Origin of the sequence: Pseudomonas sp. PA-5-4B, assembly GCF_021606215.1 — a bacterium.
Classification (GTDB): Bacteria; Pseudomonadota; Gammaproteobacteria; order Pseudomonadales; family Pseudomonadaceae; genus Aquipseudomonas; species Aquipseudomonas edaphica.
Genome location: NZ_WKDB01000010.1, coordinates 87,750 through 106,485, shown reverse-complemented (window position 1 = coordinate 106,485; position 18,736 = coordinate 87,750). Strand labels below are relative to the sequence as shown.

Below are 18,736 nucleotides of genomic sequence, written 5' to 3'. Positions count from 1 at the left end.
GAGCGGGCTTGCCCGCGATAGCGGTGTATCAGTCGATTTAAAGTTGACTGACACACAGTTATCGCGGGCAAGCCCGCTCCCACAGTCGTTTTGTGCAAGGCAAAAAAACGGGCGCGACATCCGACGTCGCGCCCGCTGAAGAAACCGCTTTAAATCCTGTTACCTGTCAAATGGCCCTGGCCACCGAAGCCTCTGGCCGACGTGACAACAAGCTCACCAATACAAAACTCACCAGCCCAACCGCCAGGCTGTAGTAGATCGGCGTATTCGCGTCCAAGCCGTCTTTGAACATAAACACCAGCGCCGTCACAAAGCCCAATGTCATGGATGCAATGGCGCCGGAGGTGGTGGCGCGCTTCCAGAAAATTGCGCCCATCAGCGGGATCAGCATGCCGCCCACCAGCAGGTTGTAGGCCAGGGTCAGGGCGCTGATCACGTCGTTGACCACCAGCGCGATACCCAGCACGGCGATACCGGTCAGCATCGTAAACAGACGGTTGATGCTCAGGCTCGACTGCTTGCCGCCACGCAGGCGTGGCAGCAGGTCTTCGGTCAGTACGGTGGAAGCGGCGAGCAGGCCGGCGCTGGCGGTGGACATCATCGCGGCCAGTGCGGCGGCGATCACCAGGCCACGGATGCCGTCTGGCAGCGAGGCTTTGACGATGGCGGCGAAGGCGTTGTTGACGTTGTCCAGGTTCGGCAGCAGCACATGCGCGGCCATGCCGATCAGGGCACAGGCCAGGCCGTAGAGGATGCAGTAGAAACCGGCGAACGTGCCTGCGTACTGGGCGACTTTTTCGTCACGGGCGGTGAACACGCGTTGCCAGATGTCCTGGCCGATCAGGATGCCGAAGAAGTAGATCATGAAGTAGGTGATGATCGTGTCCCAGCCGATTTCGGTGAAGCTGAAATTCGACGCCGGCAGCTTGGCCACCAGTTGATCCCAGCCGCCGACGCGGTACAGGCAGATCGGCAGCAGAATAAACATCAGGCCGACGGTCTTGATCACGAACTGCACGATATCGGTAAGGGTCAGTGACCACATGCCGCCGATGGTCGAATACACCACCACCACGCCACCGCCGAGCAGCACCGACACCCAGAACGGCAGGCCGAACAGCACTTGCAGCACGGTGCCGATGGCCAGGATCGAGGTCACGCCGATCATCAGCGCGTAGGCCAGCATGATCACCGCACTCGCTTGGCGGGCCATCGGGTTGTAACGTTTTTCCAGCACCTGGGTGACGGTGAAGATCTTCAACTTGAGCAGCGGCTTGGCCAGGAACAGGTTCAGCGCGATGATCCCCGCGCCCAGTGCGGCGCACAGCCAGAAGCCGGAAATGCCATGCACATAACCCAGGCGCACGGTGCCGACGGTGGATGCACCGCCCAATACGGTGGCGGCCATGGTGCCCATGTACAGCGACGGGCCCAGGTTACGACCGGCCACCAGGTAGTCTTCGTGGGTCTTGGCACGGCGCATGCCGTAATAGCCGAGCACGAGCATGCCGGCGGCGTAGATGAGTACGACGAATAAATCCAAAGCCATGACGGCGGTTCTCCGTTTATTTTTTTAGGCTATTGAGAGGTTTTCTGCAGGAAGGGAGCCTGCTCTGGCGAGGGAGCTTGCTGTGGCGAGGGAGCTTGCTCCCGTTCGACAGCGAAGCTGGAGCCGGCTTTTTTAGGGCCGCTCCGCACCCCATCGGGAGCAAGCTCCCTCGCCACTACGGCCGGGCCATAGACTTCGGCCGGCTCCGGGAACGCACGAAGCAAGGTCAGGTACACCACCGACGCCAGCCCCAGCGTCACTGGCAGGCTGATATCGATGCCATCGGCCAGGTTGCCCAGCGGCCCGACAAACTGCCCCGGCAGGTTGACGAAGCACAGGCCCACCAGTGCGCTCGGGACCCAGGCGCCCAGGCCGCGCCAGTTCCAGCCGTGGCTGAACCAGTAGCGCCCGCCGGTCTCACCGCGAGTGAACACCTGCAAGTCATCCGGGCAGTAGAAACCGCGGCGCACGATCAGGCCGATGATCATCATCACCATCCACGGCGTGGTGCAGGTGATGATCAGCACAGCGAAGGTCGACACGCTCTGCACCAGGTTGGCGGCGAAACGTCCGATAAAGATGAAGGCAATCGACATCACCCCGATCAGCAACGTGGCCTTGACCCGCGACAGCAAGCGCGGGAACACGCTGGACATGTCCAGCCCGGTGCCATACAGCGAGGTGGTGCCGGTGGACATGCCGCCGATCACCGCGATCAGGCACACCGGCAGGAAGAACCAGCTCGGTGATACGGCCAGCAAACCGCCGACATAGTTGTTGGCCGCGATATAGTCCGGCGCCTTGATCGCCACGATGGTCGCGGTGGCGAGGCCGAACAGGAACGGAATCAAGGTGGCGATCTGCGCCAGCACGACCGCCAGCATGATGCGCATTTTCGGCGTCTCACGCGGGATGTAGCGCGACCAGTCACCCAGGAACGCGCCGAAGGAAATCGGGTTGCTCATAGCCACCAGCGCCGAGCCGATGAAGGCAGCCCAGAAACCAGCCTGGCCCATGGCGACGCTGCCGGCGAAGTGGCTGTCGAACGCTGGTGCGAACGCGAAGATGCCCAGCAGAAACAGCAGGCTCGCCGCCCACACCGCAATGCGGTTGACCCACAGCATGAAGCGAAAGCCGTAGATGCACACGGTCAGCACCAGCAAGGCAAACAGGCCGTAGGCCAAGCCCAGCGTCAGGTCGGTTTCCGGCAGGCCAATCAGGCGTTTCGCACCACCGACCAGCGCATCACCCGAACTCCACACCGACAGTGAGAAGAAGGCAATCGCCGTCAGCAGCGACAGAAACGAGCCGACAATCCGCCCATGCACACCAAAGTGCGCACCGGAAGACACGGCGTTGTTGGTGCCATTGATCGGCCCGAACAGGCCCATGGGCGCCAGGATCAGCGCGCCCACCAACACGCCCAGCACAATTGCCCAGACCCCAGCCTGGAACGACAAACCGAACAGCACCGGAAACGAGCCCAGCACGGCGGTGGCAAAGGTGTTGGCACCGCCGAAGATCAGGCGAAACAGATCCTTGGGTCTGGCGGTACGTTCGTGGTCCGGGATCTGTTCGACCCCGTTGGTTTCTATTCTGCGAATACTGTTTTCGTTGTTTTTATTATTCATGATCAGCTCCGATCACATTGGCTAAGGGGGCGGCAGCCCTTCCGGCATAGCGGACAAATGTTCGTGACAGGCCAGCCACAGGCCTTGTTGTTTTAGGTGAGACGCTTGCCGTTTGAAGACAATGGTCTCGCGCTCCTGGCTAAAAAATTGCTCCCCGTTCATGCGCAGCTCGGTGGCCACGTCATGAATAAAAATCGCCGCGTCACCCTGCAGGCTGACAGCGGCATTGCTTGAGCTGCAGGACAGCACTTCAAACCCCTCGTCCGCGCGCCAGCTGTCCCACAACGCCTGGTAGGCATCGCGACTGAGCAGAGGCTGGGGCAGGGTGTAAAACACGAAGCTGGCATCGGCCGTGAACGCGCCAAAGTAAGCCTCGCGGTCATTAGCGGCGAAGGCCGCCACCAGGTCGGCGGCGGCTTTCAGCACCTCATGGGCGCTCATCAGCGGTGCGCCACGCCGGGCAGTACGCAGAGCATCTCGTACAGCAGGTTGGCGCCGAGCAGCGAGGTGTTGCCGGTGGTGTCGTAAGGCGGCGAAACTTCTACCAGATCACAACCAACCAGGTCGAGGCCCTGGCAACCACGGATGATCTCGATCGCCTGAATAGTGGTCAGCCCGCCGATTTCCGGTGTGCCGGTGCCGGGCGCCCAGGCGGGGTCGATGCCGTCGATATCAAAGCTCAGATACACCGGGCCGCCGCCGACTTTTTCGCGCACTTCGGCCATCAGCGGCGCGAGGGAGTGGTGCCAGCATTCTTCGGCCTGGACCACACGGAAGCCCTGTTTGCGGCTCCAGTTGAAGTCTTCGGCCGTGTAGCCCTGGGCGCGCAGGCCGATTTGTACGACGCGGTCGCAATCGAGCAGGCCTTCTTCCACGGCGCGGCGGAAGGTGGTGCCGTGGGCGATTTTCTCACCGAACATATGGTCGTTGACGTCAGCGTGGGCATCGATGTGCACCAGCCCGACCTTGCCGTGCTTTTTGTGGATAGCGCGCAGGATCGGCAGGGTGATGGTGTGGTCACCGCCCAATGTCATCGGGATCACGTCGTGCTCAAGGATCTCGTCGTAGGCTTCTTCGATGATGCGTACGGCGTCGAGCAGGTTGAAGGTGTTGATCGCCACATCGCCAATGTCCGCAACCGACAGCGAGTCGAACGGTGCGGCGCCGGTGGCCATGTTGTAAGGGCGGATCATCACTGATTCAGCGCGGATTTCACGTGGCCCGAAGCGGGTGCCGGCGCGCAGCGACGTGCCGATATCCAGAGGCACGCCGATAAAGGCAGCGTCCAGGCCTTTGGCCGTTTGCAGGTGGGGAAGTCGCATCATGGTGGCGATGCCGGCGAAGCGCGGCATTTCGTTGCCGCCCAGTGGTTGGTGGAAAATCTTGTCCACGGGAGTGCCTCATCGTTGTTTTGTTTATTAGGGGCCGATTCTGCGAAAAGCCCGTGGCGGGAAGAATCGGCAGAGGCAAATACTTAGTTCAGATTTTTCTAAACTAATGCTTGGGGTAAACTCGGTCCAAATGTGGGCGCTGGCTTGCCTGCGATGGCGGCGTTGATTTCACTGTTGCTATCGCAGGCAAGCCAGCCCCCACAGGATTTTTGTGTTCCGCGGAGAACAAATGGCCAACGCCTTGCCCGACCTGAAACTCCTGCGCATCTTCGTCAGCGTCGTGCGCCACCAGGGTTTTGCCAATGCCCAGCACGAACTCAACCTGTCGACGTCGGCCATCAGCACCTACATGAGCCAACTCGAATCGGCCTTGGGCCTGGTGCTGTGCCATCGCGGCCGGGGCGGATTCAGCCTGACCAGCAAAGGCGAGCTGTTCCATCAGGAAACCTTGCGTCTCTTAGGTGAACTCGAAGGCTTCGAGCAATACGCCGCCGCCCTCAAAGGCGAGCTGCGCGGCACCCTCAAGCTGGGCGTGCTGGACTCCACCGTCAGCGACAAGGCCTTGCCGTTCGCCGAAGTGATCGGCGCCTACAGCCTCGAACACCCGGCCGTGCATCTGCATCTGTCGGTGATGAGCCCTTACGAGCTGCAACTGGGCGTGCAGGACAATCGCCTGGACCTGGCCATCGGCGCGTTCTCCAACCGCATGAGCGGGCTGATCTACATGCCGCTGTATCGCGAACAGCACTGGCTGTATTGCAGCACGCGCCACCCGCTGTTCAACGAGCGGCGTATCCCCGAACAAGTGATCACCCAGCAACGCATGGTCGGCCGTGGCTATTGGAGCCAGGCCGAACTGGCGCGGCATGGTTTCAAACACAGCGCGGCCACCGTGGAAAGTATGGAAGCCCAGTTGATCCTGGTGCTGTCCGGCGCCTATATCGGCTACCTGCCCGAGCACTACGCCCAGGCCTGGGCCGACAAGGGTGACCTGCGCGTTTTGTTGCCGGCAACCTTCGGTTACCAGGCGCCGTTTTCCATGATCATGCGCCGTGGCCGCAGTCGCGAACCGCTGATCCAGACTTTCCGCGATCTGCTCAAAGCGCAGCTCAACCAGGCCTGATAAACCATGTCCAGACCCCAATGCCCTCGCTGCCTCAGGCCCGTTACCCACTGTCTGTGCGCGCTGATCCCCAGCCTCGACAGCCGCACCCGCATCTTGCTGTTGCAGCACCCGAGTGAGGTCAATCACGCGCTCAATACTGCGCGCTTGGCGGCACTGGGCTTGAACAATGCGCAGTTGGTGGTGGGCGAGGTGTTTGATGACCTGGCCATGCTGTTGAGCCCGCCGGGTTATCAGGCACGCCTGCTGTTCCCGGCGGACGATGCTGAGCCGTTGCAAACCTATACGCCGAGCGATCAACCGCTGTTGCTGGTGGTGCCCGATGGCACTTGGCGCAAGGCGCGCAAGCTGCTGCACCTCAACCCGCTGTTGGCGGCTTTGCCGCGCGTGGCCCTGGCGGGCGAGCGCGTGTCGCGTTATCGGTTACGCAAGGCACCCGGCCCGGGCGCTTTGTCGACGGTGGAAGCAATCGTGCAAGCGTTGCAGGTACTCGAAGCCCCGGCTTCATTTGACGCGTTGCTCAAGCCTTTCGATGCGTTGATCGAAGGCCAGATTGCCGCCATGGGCGAGGCGGTCTACCAGCGTAATCACGTAGAGGCTACATAGCTACCGCCTGGCGTAAGCGCCGCTGATTAGGCTCGTCATTTATCACACCCTTTGAGGGAAAAATGACAGAGCCTGAAGAGACACTCCCACTTCGACCCATGGATACGTTGTCTGCGTATATCCAGGAACAACAAGCCCAAGGGCCGTTGATGACTGGCGCAGAGTGGTCCATAACACGCGTCTTGTTACCTTTGCGCAAGACACTTGAGCGCTTTTTCGGCGGCCTTGATGAGCAAGAGCAGCAAGACTACATACGTTTGCAAAAGGCCTACGTCAGCGCACAAACCACATTCGAAGCGGCTATCAAGCAACTCGGCGCGGACCTTGAAACCACCTTGTTGGCGAGCCTGACTGCAAGGCTGAAAGCACTGGCCGGCAAAGAGGTTGATCCCAAGGTTGCGCGTATCCATACCCGCTATGTGAAACCGGCTGATACATCGACGCCAAACAACCCAACCCTGCGAGTTCCACGCGCGATAGATGACCGCGTGGACAGCGAGGGCCTGTCCAGCGTCACCCTGTGGGAGGCCGCCTGCATGAACTACAGCGGTTTGTCGGGGTGGGGCTTTCCGGGGCATGTCAGCCTGAAGGAGGCCAGCTATCTGGATTCGAATGTCGGAATCAGCGCGGCGGATTTCATCGAGCTGGTGCGCGAACTCAATCTTGGCACCCAATTGCGCACGCGCCTGGACAGCGCGCTGCAGAGCTCTACGCTATTGGGGGCGCAGGTGTTGGCGCTGGCAACTGCAGAACTTGAATTCGCGTTGATAGAGGCCTTGAGGACCACCGACCGAAGCCGGGTTGACCGGGAAAAATACCACGCTGTGGTGGGTGCGTTGTCAGGCGAGTCGCCTTGGGATGTCACTCAAGAAGTGAAACTGTTCATTCCCTATGGCCCGAACAATATCAATGGGACCGAACGCTATGGCCTGCTTGGCGTATACACGGACCTGCCAAGAGGTGACTACCTGAGCATTCCTTATGTGATTTTCTCGGTCAAAGGATGCAAAGGCGCGTTCAGCTATTTCCCCGACCGGCCTGGCGGTGCCCTCAAGCACTACGACAAGTTTTCGGAGGCTGCCAACGAATTTTATGTCGGCTTCAAGGCGTTTCATGCGCGAAAGGAAATGGGGTGGTTGTATCAGTCCATGTCGCTGTCCGACTACGCGCGCTTGAACGCCAGGCCGGCGAAAGAAAGCAGGCCGGAGGAGCTCAATGCATTTGCGCAGTTCTTACACCGGTTGTGCGGGCGTGCAAGCAGGCTTACCCAGGTCAACCACATCGGCTACAAGCGCGATAGCGTTTACAACGCGCCGACAGTCAGCCTCTATCGTTTTTACATCGAGCGTTGCCGAGCCAACCTCAAGGTATTGGCGCATGAAACGCCGGGCGCCATGGCCACCTTGCTTGAGTTTTCCCAGACGCTGTTCGGTGAAATCATCAACCTGCTGTTGATCCCGGTGCCAGGGCCTTTGAAAGGCCTTGGGCGGTTGAGAGCGTTCGCCCTGTTCACTTCAATAGGGCTGACATTTTTCCAGGCGCTGCAAGAGGATAGCCGCGCAAACTTGGTGCAATTGGCGATAGATATCGCTGACTTGCTCAGCAGCAGGTTTTTGCACCGACGTTTGGCCCCGACGGTCAGGCGCCGGCATCAAGCGTTGTATAGCCGGCTGGCCCAGCAAAGCAGACTGATGACGACCACTGAGCGCAAGAGTCAGACAGGCGGCCAACTGGTTGAAAAAATGATGGGCGCCACCGACGTACCCACACAAACGTTAGAGCGGATCGTCAGCCTCAGTAATAGCTCGCGAGCCGACCTGGACCAGGTATGGGATGGAGCACCGCCCTCGGCATCGCTGGTTGAGGCGGTGAATCGGTTTAACGTCGACAAGCTGATCGACTGGGCTGCCAAGGGGGCCGACGCTAACCTTCCCGAGGCGGTCGGTGCCGTTGAGATTCTCGCTCCGCTACTCACCCAGCATAAGGATTGGCCGAAAAGCACATCCTTGAGCATTCAAAACCCGCAAGGCGTGGAAGTACGGCGCTATAGCAAACGTGCGGATCACAAGACCACGGCAGTGGTCACGGTCACCGTGTTGGAAAGCGGACTGTTCGCTTATTCAACGCCACGCCGGATCAGCGCTCATTTGCCCCAGGCTATTGTCGATTTGCTACCCGACGTTTTTTTATCGCGCAGGTCGACGTTGGTCGAGCAACTTGCCGATAAAGCCGACGCGTTGCGCATTGATCTGTTTGAGGCACTCACGGTGTATGCCGATACCAGTCGATCCGCGGCCACGGGCGCACCAGCATCAGTGCTTCGATTACTGCCTGACAGCGTTGCCAGCGCTACCCCGCCGCACCCCGTGATTGAGCAGTTACATACCTTGCACCCCGGATTGAGCCGGGCACGGTTGCTGGAAGTGCTGCGCCGAAATCCGTTGTCGGAACATCAGCAGGCACAACTCCTGCAATCGCAACTGCAACCCGAAGCGCTTTACACCGCGCTGCGCTCTGCCCGTCAGGTGGCACGCGCAGAAACCATGGTTGACGGCGTACTCCATCCTCGGCGCTTCAGTCAGAAAATTCAGAACTGGGCTACGGAGTTTGCCGTCCAAGCACTGCGCGACCTGACCGGCCAGGTACTCGTCATCAGCCCTGAAGCGCAAGCGATACCTTATGTTTCACGGGGACCGCTGGACAAAACCATCGTCGTGATCGATCACGGGCGCGGACAGTTCTCGTTGTTTGACATTCAATCCCCCAAACCAAGGTCGACCGAAACCGATGATTTATATCAAACGGTCGTGAGCCAAATCTCTGAAACCGACCTGTTACGGTTGGGGTGGGACGAGCAGGGCGCTGCCTCTCAGTTCCGGCACACAGTCGCCCAGGCCTTGCTCAATAACCGTACGGCCGATGGCAGGTTTTATCCGGCACGCCGTGAGATCGGGCAATACGCCAGCGTTGTCGAGACGCCAAATATGGTGCCCGAGCCTGACGCGCTCGGCCTTTACAGCCCGGGCAACGATCGCTTCGTGTTTATCGAGGGAAATTATTTCAAAGTCATCCAGGGGCAAGGGCTGGTCCCCTGGCGTATTCAACACCCATTGCTGGAGCAGGCCTATGCACCCGTGCTGACCCACAATGGCGCGGGCGCCTGGCGCCACGAATGGGAGAACCCGCTGACCTGGGACGGGCAGAAGCCGTTTTATCGCCTGGGGCCATCGTTTCGTGCGTTGACGCCGGATGCCATTGTGCAGATCCAGCAGATAAGTGGAGTGACGCCGGACATCCTGCGCCGGATGCACGCACGTAATGAACGGCCTCCCGCTATCCTGAGAGAGACCGTCGAGCGCTTCACGATTCATCAGCGGCTCAAGACGCACCTGGAAGGCATGGAGACGCTTGAGGGCACCGCGTTGGGGCGCGATTTCCTTGATGAACTGCTGGGAGAGATTGGGCCGGCCAATGCCGATGCACTGGTCGGGCGCGCCGGAGTCAGCAGGGCGGACCAGGTGTCCGTGCTGGAGGCCAAGGTTATGACCAATAAACCCAGGATGGAGCGGCTTTTTTTCAAGGCGTTGTGTCATAAAAGCGCGCAGTCGTCCGACCCTCTGGCGCAAGTGCTGCAGCGCGATTTTCCCGGTTTGACTGCGGTCATTGCCCAAGACTTGGTGAGTCAGTCCACGCCTGCTGAGCGAAGTAGTCTGGAGGCCGGTCGCGTGCCGTTGACGCTTACGCCACTCGTGCGTTGGTGGTTGCATTCTCTGCGCAAGGCGCGCGCCTTGGAGGGGGTACATATGCCTATCACCGGTGATGAAGACAGCGCGAAATTAATCCTGCGGACACTGTCGGACATCAATGGATGGCCAAAGAACCTGCGGGTCGAGGTGTGGGAAAGAGGGCGTCTGATTGACAGCATCGGCGCCACTGACTCGCCGCATAAGCGTGTGCTGGAGGTGCAGGACGGTCAGTACCAGGCGTACACGGCGCAAATCAACGGCGGGCGCCAACCGATAGGCGGCTACGGTGAGTTTCTGGTGGTTTTGTTAAATGCACTGCCGACGGCGGAGCGCCAGGCCTTGGGCTACACCCATGTGACGGGTGTTGAAGAACTGACACAGGAAATTGCGCGGCGACTGGAAACCCAGCCAGCGCTCGGCGACTCTCGGTTTAATATTGAAAAGCTGCTCGGTATGGAGCCACGCCCCTGGTTTAACCCGCCGCAACGGCTCAGTGATGGGCGTATTGGTTATCCGCTGAGCGGCGATGGCGGTTCAGGTGGCGTAGCGGCTGCGCAGGTGGCGCAGTGGCGCAAGTTGTTTCCGACCAAGACCGATGCAGAGGCGAGTGAGAGAGTCCTCAACCTGGGGGAATCCTTCGCGGAGCGACAGTCCGCCATCAATCAACTTTTTTCTGAACAGGAGGCCTTGAATGCCAGCCTGGAGCGATGGTGCTTGCTGGGCGATAGTGTGAACTTGAGCGCACACCTTCAAGCCTCTGAACGTATTCGACGTTGCTGGAGCCGACAGGAGTCCGTACGTGGTATGCCCTATGAGCTTTACCTCGACGACCTTGCCCTGAATGACCTGCCTGTGACGACTGCGAGCTTTTCCCACGTCGATCTGCTGAGCTTGAGGAACAATCAGTTGCAAACACTGCCGACAGAGTTCCTCCGGTGCTTTGGGTTTCTGCGCAGTCTCTCTGTTGATGGCAACCTGTTGGATCATCTGCCTCAAGGGTTGTCAGAGCTGCGGTATTTGCAGCAACTGAATTTGTCGAACAATCGTATTCGGCCCAATTTGCAGGATGTTCTGGGTCTGAAAGAGTTGACACGCCTGACCTGGCTGGACCTGTCCTATAACCCTCTGGGGCAAGGCAGCCGGCTGAACCTGTATCGTCTGAAGGCGTTGGAAGTCCTCAACCTCAAGAATACACACATCCATCAGTTGCCCCGGGGCGCGGTGACTCTGCGACGTCTGAGTACCTTCGATCTGCGCGACAATCAGCTTCATGTACTGACCGAAATGGATCTGGGCCTGAACCTCAATGTCCATCGTGCAATGGATTTGCAGGGCAACGAGTTGGCTGCGAGCACATTGGAGGTGATCCGCCAATACCAACAAAGACCGGGTTACCAGAATGTTCATTTCGGCGTGTCGGACGCTCCACTCACGGTGTTGTCTTCCGTTGACCCCTGGTTGATATCGATTCCCGCCGGCGAGACAGCGCAACGTCGAGCGCTTTGGTCTTTGATCGATGCGAATCGTAATTCCCAGAACTTTCGCGTGCTGCTAGGGGTTTTTGCCGCCTATCCGCCATTTTTAGCTGCCAAGTATCGAGCATTGCGCGAGGACATCAGCCGCAGAGTCTGGCAATTGATTGACTGCGCCACCCATGACACACACATTGAACGGGTTTTGTTTGAGCAGCCCTTGGAGTACATCCGGGCCCAGGCTGATGGCTGGCTGCTGTGCCTGAATGATCTGGAGCTTGCAGTGTTGCCGTTGCAGATGCTGGCACCAGGCAGTCAAGCCGTGGCAGCAGACTTTTTGAATTATTACCGAGGATCTAATCGGATCGCGTCCATCAAGCAGCGAGCCACTTTAGACTATCCAGCCCATTCAGGCGTTGAACACAGCATGTTCTTGCTGGGTTGTCGGCTCGCCCTGGCGCAGGATCTGAATCTACCCCTGCCGCTCACGATGCGCTTTTCTACACCCGTCGTGGAAATTGATCCGCAGGTGTTGAATGAATATCGCCTGGCCATTATTCGTGATGAGGCTCGAATCAATTGGCCGGATTTACTCAAGGATAAAGAATATTGGGTGACGTTTCTGGAGCTCAAATACCCTTTAATGTTTGAGGCGGCGCGAAGCCCGTACGATGAGCGGTATCAGCAGGCTTTAGAGCAAGTCCAAGTCGGGGATTTGAGCGAAAATTCTTACTTTATCAAGGGGGGCGAGATTGCTGTGGCAATGCTCTTAGCCAAGAATGACCTCGTTCTGCAGTTGACGGCGCAGGAATGGGCGGCTTTTGTCGGCAGCGACTGACTGCGCTTATATCTGTATTGAATAAGCACCACACTTTGCGTGATATGGCCCGCCGGCCTTTCCCGGTATGATGTTCGCCCCCGCAGTCTGGATTGCGAATACGCCATGACCTTGCAGTACCCTACAATCGCCGATTGCGTCGGCAACACGCCCCTGGTCCGCTTGCAACGCATGGCGGGTGAAACCAGCAATACCTTGCTGCTCAAGCTCGAAGGCAACAACCCGGCCGGCTCCGTCAAGGACCGCCCGGCGTTGTCGATGATCACCCGCGCCGAGCTGCGTGGGCAGATCAAGCCGGGCGACACCCTGATCGAAGCCACCTCGGGTAACACCGGCATCGCCCTGGCCATGGCCGCGGCGATCAAGGGTTACAAGATGGTCTTGATCATGCCCGACAACGGCAGTGCCGAGCGCAAGGCGGCGATGACCGCCTATGGCGCCCAACTCATCCTGGTCACCCAGGAAGAAGGCATGGAAGGCGCGCGTGACCTCGCTGAGCGCATGGCCGCCGAAGGCCGTGGCGTGGTGCTCGACCAGTTCGCCAACGGCGATAACCCCGAGGCACACTACACCAGCACCGGCCCGGAAATCTGGCGCCAGACCCAAGGCAGCATCACCCATTTCGTCAGTTCCATGGGCACCACCGGCACCATCATGGGTAACTCGCGCTACCTCAAGGAGCAGAACCCGGCGATCCAGATCGTCGGCCTGCAACCGATGGAAGGCGCGGCCATTCCCGGTATCCGTCGTTGGCCAGAAGAGTACCTGCCCAAGATCTACAACGCGACGCGCGTGGACCGCATCATCGACATGGCCCAACGTGAAGCCGAAGACACCACCCGCCGTCTGGCGCGTGAAGAAGGCATCTTCTGTGGCGTGTCCTCCGGTGGCGCTGTGGCCGGTATGTTGCGTCTGTCCAAAGAAGTTGAAAACGCGGTGATCGTCGCGATCATCTGTGACCGAGGCGACCGCTACCTGTCGACCGGCATCTTCGACGAACCCAACTGATGGCCAAGCACGAGAGAGGCCTGCGCTTTCAGCCGACGGGCGGCAGCCGCGCCCCGCAGATTCCGGTGGGCAAGAAGCAACGCCTGACCATCGAGCGCCTGGCTAACGATGGCCGCGGCATTGTGTTCTTTGAAGGCCGCACCTGGTTCGTCAATGGCGCGCTGGCCGGCGAAGAAGTCGAAGCGCGGGTGTTGGGCGCCCACGGCAAAATCGTCGAGGCGCGTACCGAGCGTGTGTTCAAGGCCAGCGAACTGCGTCGCCCGGCACCGTGCGCGCACTTCGGCCGCTGTGGCGGTTGCAGCGTGCAGCACCTGCCCCATGACGAACAACTTGCCCTGAAACAGCGCATGCTCGCCGAGCAACTGACCCGTGTGGCCGGTGTAGAACCGCAACAGTGGGCGGCACCGTTGAGCGGGCCGGAGTTCGGCTACCGTCGCCGCGCCCGTGTGGCGGTGCGCTGGGATGCCAAGGCCAAACAGCTTGAGGTGGGTTTTCGCGCCGTGGCCAGCCAGGATATCGTCGCTGTCGATGATTGCCCGGTGCTGGTACAAGCCTTGCAACCGATCATGCAGCGTTTGCCGAACATGCTGCGCCGCCTGAGCAAACCACAGGCGTTGGGGCATGTGGAGTTGTTCAGTGGTTCGTCGATTGCCGTGTTGCTGCGGCACATGGCGCCGCTGTCCGAAGCGGACCTGCAGGTATTGAAAGAATTTTGCACCTTCCATGACGCCCAATTGTGGCTGCATGGCGAGGGCCAGCCGGAGCCGGTAGAGCCGGGTCAGGCGCTTGGTTTTAGACTGGCGGCGTGGGATCTGGAACTGGCTTACCGTCCGGGAGATTTTGTCCAGGTCAACGCCGGAGTCAACGATGCGATGGTCGCCCAGGCCCTGGAGTGGTTGGCGCCAAAGGCCGAAGAACGGGTGCTGGACCTGTTTTGCGGGCTGGGCAACTTTGCCCTGCCACTGGCCAAACAGGTGCGCGAAGTGGTGGCGGTAGAGGGCGTGCAAGCCATGGTCGAGCGGGCGGCGCAGAACGCCGTCAGCAACAATTTGCATAATGTGCAGTTTTTTCAGGCCGATCTGTCCCAGCCTTTGACCGACGCGGAGTGGGCCAAACAGGGCTTTTCTGCGGTACTCTTGGACCCACCCCGTGACGGTGCCCTGGAGGTTGTGCGCAAGCTCGCCACCCTGGGGGCCAAGCGCTTGGTGTATGTGTCCTGCAACCCGGCCACGCTGGCGCGGGACACGGTTGAGTTGGTCAAGCAAGGCTACCGGCTAAAACGTGCCGGGATCCTCGACATGTTTCCGCAAACAGCGCATGTCGAGGCCATGGCGTTATTTGAAGCGGGCTAGGATGCCCGTTTAATCCGACTGGCCTGTCGTCTCCTGGGCCGTGACCTGTCAGGGAGTGGTACCTAGCCTAATGGTTGCACCGCTAGGGTTACGCAGCAGGTCAGCGATGATTTTTGGCGCATCCAAGGTGCGTCGTAGGGAAGGTAAGCAAGATGGTACAGGTGAGAGCACACCAGCCGATCAACACCGACGGCAGTATCAATCTCGAGGCATGGCTGGATCATGCCGTCAGTGTCGACCCGGCACTGGACCGTGAAGCCTTGAAAGCAGCCTGCGAGTTCGCTCGTGAGTCTGAACAGCAAGACAATGCGGCCAAGAACCTGTGGGCCGAAGGCACTTCAAGCTTTCGCACCGGGTTGGAAATCGCCGAGATCCTCGCCGATCTCAAGCTGGACCAGGATTCGCTGATCGCCGCCGTGCTTTATCGTGGCGTGCGTGAAGGGCATATCCCGTTGCCGACGGTCAGCCAGCGTTTCGGCGCGGTGGTGGCCAAGCTGATCGACGGCGTGCTGCGCATGGCCGCCATCAGCGCCAGCCTCAGCCCGCGTCAGTCCATGGTGCTGGGCACCCAGGGCCAGGTCGAAAACCTGCGCAAAATGCTGGTGGCCATGGTCGACGACGTGCGCGTCGCGCTGATCAAGCTGGCCGAACGTACCTGCGCGATCCGTGCGGTGAAGACCGCCGACGACGAAAAGCGCAACCGCGTGGCCCGCGAGGTGTTCGACATCTACGCGCCGCTGGCGCACCGCTTGGGCATCGGCCATATCAAGTGGGAGCTGGAGGATTTGTCCTTCCGCTACCTCGAACCCGACCAATACAAACAAATTGCCACGCTGTTGCACGAGCGGCGGCTCGACCGTGAGCGTTTTATCACCGACGTGATGGGCCAACTGCGTTCCGAGTTGCAAGCCACCGGCGTCGACGCCGACATCAGCGGCCGCGCCAAGCACATCTATTCCATTTGGCGCAAAATGCAGCGCAAGGGCCTGGCCTTCAGCCAGATCTACGACGTGCGCGCCGTGCGCGTACTGGTGCCGGAAATGCGCGACTGCTACACCGCGCTGGGCATCGTGCACACGTTGTGGCGGCACATCCCCAAGGAATTCGACGACTACATCGCCAACCCCAAGGAAAACGGCTATCGCTCGCTGCACACCGCCGTGATCGGTCCCGAGGGCAAGGTGCTGGAAGTGCAGATCCGCACCCACGCCATGCACGAAGAGGCCGAGCTTGGAGTTTGCGCGCACTGGCGCTACAAGGGCACCGACGTCAAGGCCGGGTCCAACCAGTACGAAGAGAAGATCTCCTGGTTGCGCCAAGTGCTGGAATGGCACGAAGAACTGGGCGATATCGGCGGCCTGGCCGAGCAACTGCGGGTGGATATCGAGCCGGACCGGGTCTATATCTTCACCCCCGACGGCCACGCCATCGACCTGCCCAAGGGCGCCACGCCGCTGGACTTCGCCTACCGCGTGCACACCGAAATCGGCCACAACTGCCGGGGCGCCAAGATCAACGGGCGCATCGTGCCGCTCAACTACAGCCTGCAAACCGGTGAACAGGTCGAGATCATCACCAGCAAGCACGGCACACCGAGCCGCGACTGGCTGAACCCGAACCTGGGCTACATCACCACGTCGCGGGCGCGGGCGAAGATCGTTCACTGGTTCAAGTTGCAGGCACGCGACCAGAACGTCGCGGCCGGCAAGACCTTGCTTGAACGCGAATTGGCGCGCCTGGGCCTGCCACAGGTGGACTTCGACAAATTGGCCGAAAAAGCCAACATGAAGATCGCCGAAGACATGTTCGCAGCCCTCGGTGCTGGCGACTTGCGCCTGGCGCAATTGGTCAATCTGGCCCAGCAACTGGTCGAGCCGGAGCGCGGCAGCGAGCAGTTGGAACTGATTCCGCGCAAAGCCACCGGCTACAAGCCTGGCAAGCGCGGTGATATCCAGATCCAGGGCGTGGGCAACCTGATGACGCAAATGGCCGGCTGCTGCCAGCCATTGCCGGGCGATGCCATCGTCGGCTACATCACCCAGGGGCGTGGCGTGAGCATTCACCGCCAGGATTGCGCCTCGGTGCTGCAACTGGGAGGGCGCGAGCCCGAGCGCATCATCCAGGTCAGTTGGGGCCCGGTGCCGGTGCTCACGTATCCGGTGGACATCATCATCCGTGCCTACGACCGTTCCGGTTTGCTGCGTGACGTGTCGCAAGTGCTGCTCAACGAGCGCATCAACGTGCTGGCGGTCAACACCCGCTCGAACAAAGAGGACAACACCGCGTTGATGTCCCTGACCATCGAGATCCCGGGGCTGGACGCGTTGGGGCGGTTGCTGGGGCGGATTTCCCAGTTGCCGAACATCATCGAGACGCGGCGTAATCGCACACCTTGATGCGGTCTGAAAATATCTGTGGGCTGCTTTCTGTGGGAGCCGGGCTTGCCCGCGATGCAGGCGACTCGGTCTGTCTGATAGACCGAGTCGAGGCTATCGCAGGCAAGCCAGCTCCCACATTAGATCTTCAGCGGTTCCAGACAATGGGCAGAGATTGACCGATGTATTCACTTGAAGACCTGCTGCACCTGATGAATCGCCTGCGCGACCCGCAATACGGGTGCCCGTGGGACATCAAGCAAACCTACGCGACCATCGTGCCGCACACCCTTGAAGAAGCCTACGAGGTTGCCGATGCCATCGAGCGCGGCGACTTTGATCATCTGCAAGGCGAGTTGGGCGACCTGTTGTTCCAGGTGGTGTATTACAGCCAGCTGGCGCGGGAAGAAGGGCGCTTTGAGTTTGCCGGGGTAATCGACAGCATTACGCGCAAGCTGGTTCGTCGCCATCCGCACGTATTCCCGACGGGTGATTTGTACGCGCCGCTGGATATTCCCCAGTTAAGCGAAGAACAGGTTAAAGAACGCTGGGAGCAGATCAAGGCTGAGGAGCGCGCAGAAAAATCCGACGCACCCGAGCAATTGTCCCTGCTCGATGACGTACCTGCGGCCTTGCCCGCGTTATCCCGCGCCGCCAAATTGCAAAAGCGCGCCAGCCAGGTAGGTTTCGACTGGCCGGCTGCCTTGCCGGTGGTCGACAACGTGCGTGAAGAGCTGGATGAAGTGCTCGAAGCCATGGCTGATAACGATTCGGTGGCGATCGCCGATGAGGTCGGTGACCTGTTGTTTGCGGCGGTCAACCTGGCCCGTCACCTCAAGGTCGACCCGGAAACCGCGCTGCGTGGCGCCAACGCCAAGTTCGAACGACGTTTCCGATTTATCGAACAGGCATTGCGCGATACGCACAAACCCATAGAAGATTGCACCCTCGAAGAGTTGGACGCCCTGTGGGGCGAAGCCAAACGCCAGGAAAAGAATGTGTCCAGCTGCGGTTGAGCAGTTGCCTAAGTGAGTAAGCACCATGAGCCTTTCCCTTCGCGACCAGTTGCTCAAAGCAGGTCTGGTCAACCAAAAGCAGGCCAAGCAGGTCGGCAAAGACAAACAGAAGCAGCAGCGCCTGGTCCACAAAGGCCAGATCGAGGCTGATGACACCCAGGCGCGCCTGGCCGCCGAAGCGCATGCCGAAAAGGTCAAGCGCGACCAGGAACTGAACCGCCAGCAGCAGGAAAAAGCCGAGGCCAAGGCCCGCACGGCTCAGGTTAAACAACTGATCGAAACCTCGCGCCTGCCCAAGCTGACTACCGAGGACTACTACAACTTCGTGGATGACAAGAAGGTCAAGCGCCTGTCGGTCAACACGTTGATGCGCAACAAACTGAGCAACGGCTCCCTGGCGATCGTGCACCACGGTGGCGGCTACGAGGTGATCCCGCGTGAAGCGGCGCTGAAGATCCAGGAGCGCGCACCAGAGCGTATCGTGCAGCTCAATATCCTCACCGAAAGCCAGGTGCCGGATGAGGACGATCCATACGCGGCCTACCAGATCCCGGATGATCTGATGTGGTAAGGCGTTAAAAACAACAAACCCCGCTCAAAAGGCGGGGTTTGTGTTTTTAACCTGCAGC

General features: G+C 60.0%; 12 protein-coding genes. 8 read left to right on the top strand and 4 right to left on the bottom strand.

What is annotated here, in order from left to right; translation table 11 throughout:
• Positions 1–166: 166 nt before the first annotated feature.
• Genes GIW28_RS07575 through speB form a run of 4 tightly spaced genes read right to left on the bottom strand, consistent with a single transcriptional unit; the run spans position 167 to position 4,571 of the window.
• A complete protein-coding gene (locus tag GIW28_RS07575) occupies positions 167–1,549 on the bottom strand; it encodes a sodium:solute symporter (protein WP_017134863.1) in 1,383 nt (460 codons plus the stop codon).
• Between the two features lie 29 nt (positions 1,550–1,578).
• A complete protein-coding gene (locus GIW28_RS07570; protein ID WP_236490388.1) occupies positions 1,579–3,180 on the bottom strand; it encodes a purine-cytosine permease family protein in 1,602 nt (533 codons plus the stop codon).
• A 21-nt stretch (positions 3,181–3,201) separates the two neighbouring features.
• Positions 3,202–3,621 (bottom strand): YybH family protein, encoded by a 420-nt coding sequence (locus GIW28_RS07565; RefSeq protein WP_138448988.1) that lies wholly within the window; start codon positions 3,619–3,621, stop codon positions 3,202–3,204.
• Positions 3,621–4,571, bottom strand: coding sequence for an agmatinase (gene speB / locus GIW28_RS07560; RefSeq protein WP_017134866.1), 951 nt, complete (start codon positions 4,569–4,571; stop codon positions 3,621–3,623). The genes GIW28_RS07565 and speB overlap by 1 nt, the downstream gene beginning before the upstream one ends.
• A 229-nt stretch (positions 4,572–4,800) precedes the next feature.
• On the opposite strand from speB, the gene GIW28_RS07555 reads away from it, so the two are divergent.
• The 8 genes from GIW28_RS07555 to GIW28_RS07520 all read left to right on the top strand — a co-directional run bounded on the left by GIW28_RS07555 (position 4,801) and on the right by GIW28_RS07520 (position 18,678).
• Complete coding sequence (locus GIW28_RS07555; RefSeq protein ID WP_017134867.1) at positions 4,801–5,694, top strand: LysR family transcriptional regulator; 894 nt, start codon at positions 4,801–4,803, stop codon at positions 5,692–5,694.
• 6 nt (positions 5,695–5,700) lie between these two features.
• Entirely contained in the window at positions 5,701–6,300 is a 600-nt protein-coding gene (locus GIW28_RS07550; protein WP_017134868.1) for a tRNA-uridine aminocarboxypropyltransferase, read from the top strand.
• A gap of 62 nt (positions 6,301–6,362) precedes the next feature.
• Positions 6,363–12,356, top strand: a complete 5,994-nt coding sequence (locus GIW28_RS07545; protein WP_236447081.1) for an NEL-type E3 ubiquitin ligase domain-containing protein — start codon at positions 6,363–6,365, stop codon at positions 12,354–12,356.
• A 105-nt stretch (positions 12,357–12,461) separates the two neighbouring features.
• On the top strand, positions 12,462–13,364 hold the full coding sequence (gene cysM / locus GIW28_RS07540; protein ID WP_017134870.1) for a cysteine synthase CysM: 903 nt from the start codon (positions 12,462–12,464) through the stop codon (positions 13,362–13,364).
• Positions 13,364–14,716 (top strand): 23S rRNA (uracil(1939)-C(5))-methyltransferase RlmD, encoded by a 1,353-nt coding sequence (gene rlmD / locus GIW28_RS07535; RefSeq protein WP_236447082.1) that lies wholly within the window; start codon positions 13,364–13,366, stop codon positions 14,714–14,716. The genes cysM and rlmD overlap by 1 nt, the downstream gene beginning before the upstream one ends.
• Before the next feature lie 152 nt (positions 14,717–14,868).
• Positions 14,869–17,112, top strand: coding sequence for a GTP diphosphokinase (gene relA, locus GIW28_RS07530; RefSeq protein WP_017134872.1), 2,244 nt, complete (start codon positions 14,869–14,871; stop codon positions 17,110–17,112).
• 161 nt (positions 17,113–17,273) lie between these two features.
• Positions 17,274–18,107, top strand: coding sequence for a nucleoside triphosphate pyrophosphohydrolase (mazG, locus tag GIW28_RS07525; RefSeq protein ID WP_017134873.1), 834 nt, complete (start codon positions 17,274–17,276; stop codon positions 18,105–18,107).
• A gap of 25 nt (positions 18,108–18,132) precedes the next feature.
• Positions 18,133–18,678: a DUF2058 domain-containing protein gene (locus GIW28_RS07520; RefSeq protein WP_017134874.1), complete on the top strand. Its 546-nt coding sequence runs from the start codon at positions 18,133–18,135 to the stop codon at positions 18,676–18,678.
• The last annotated feature ends 58 nt before the right edge of the window (positions 18,679–18,736 follow it).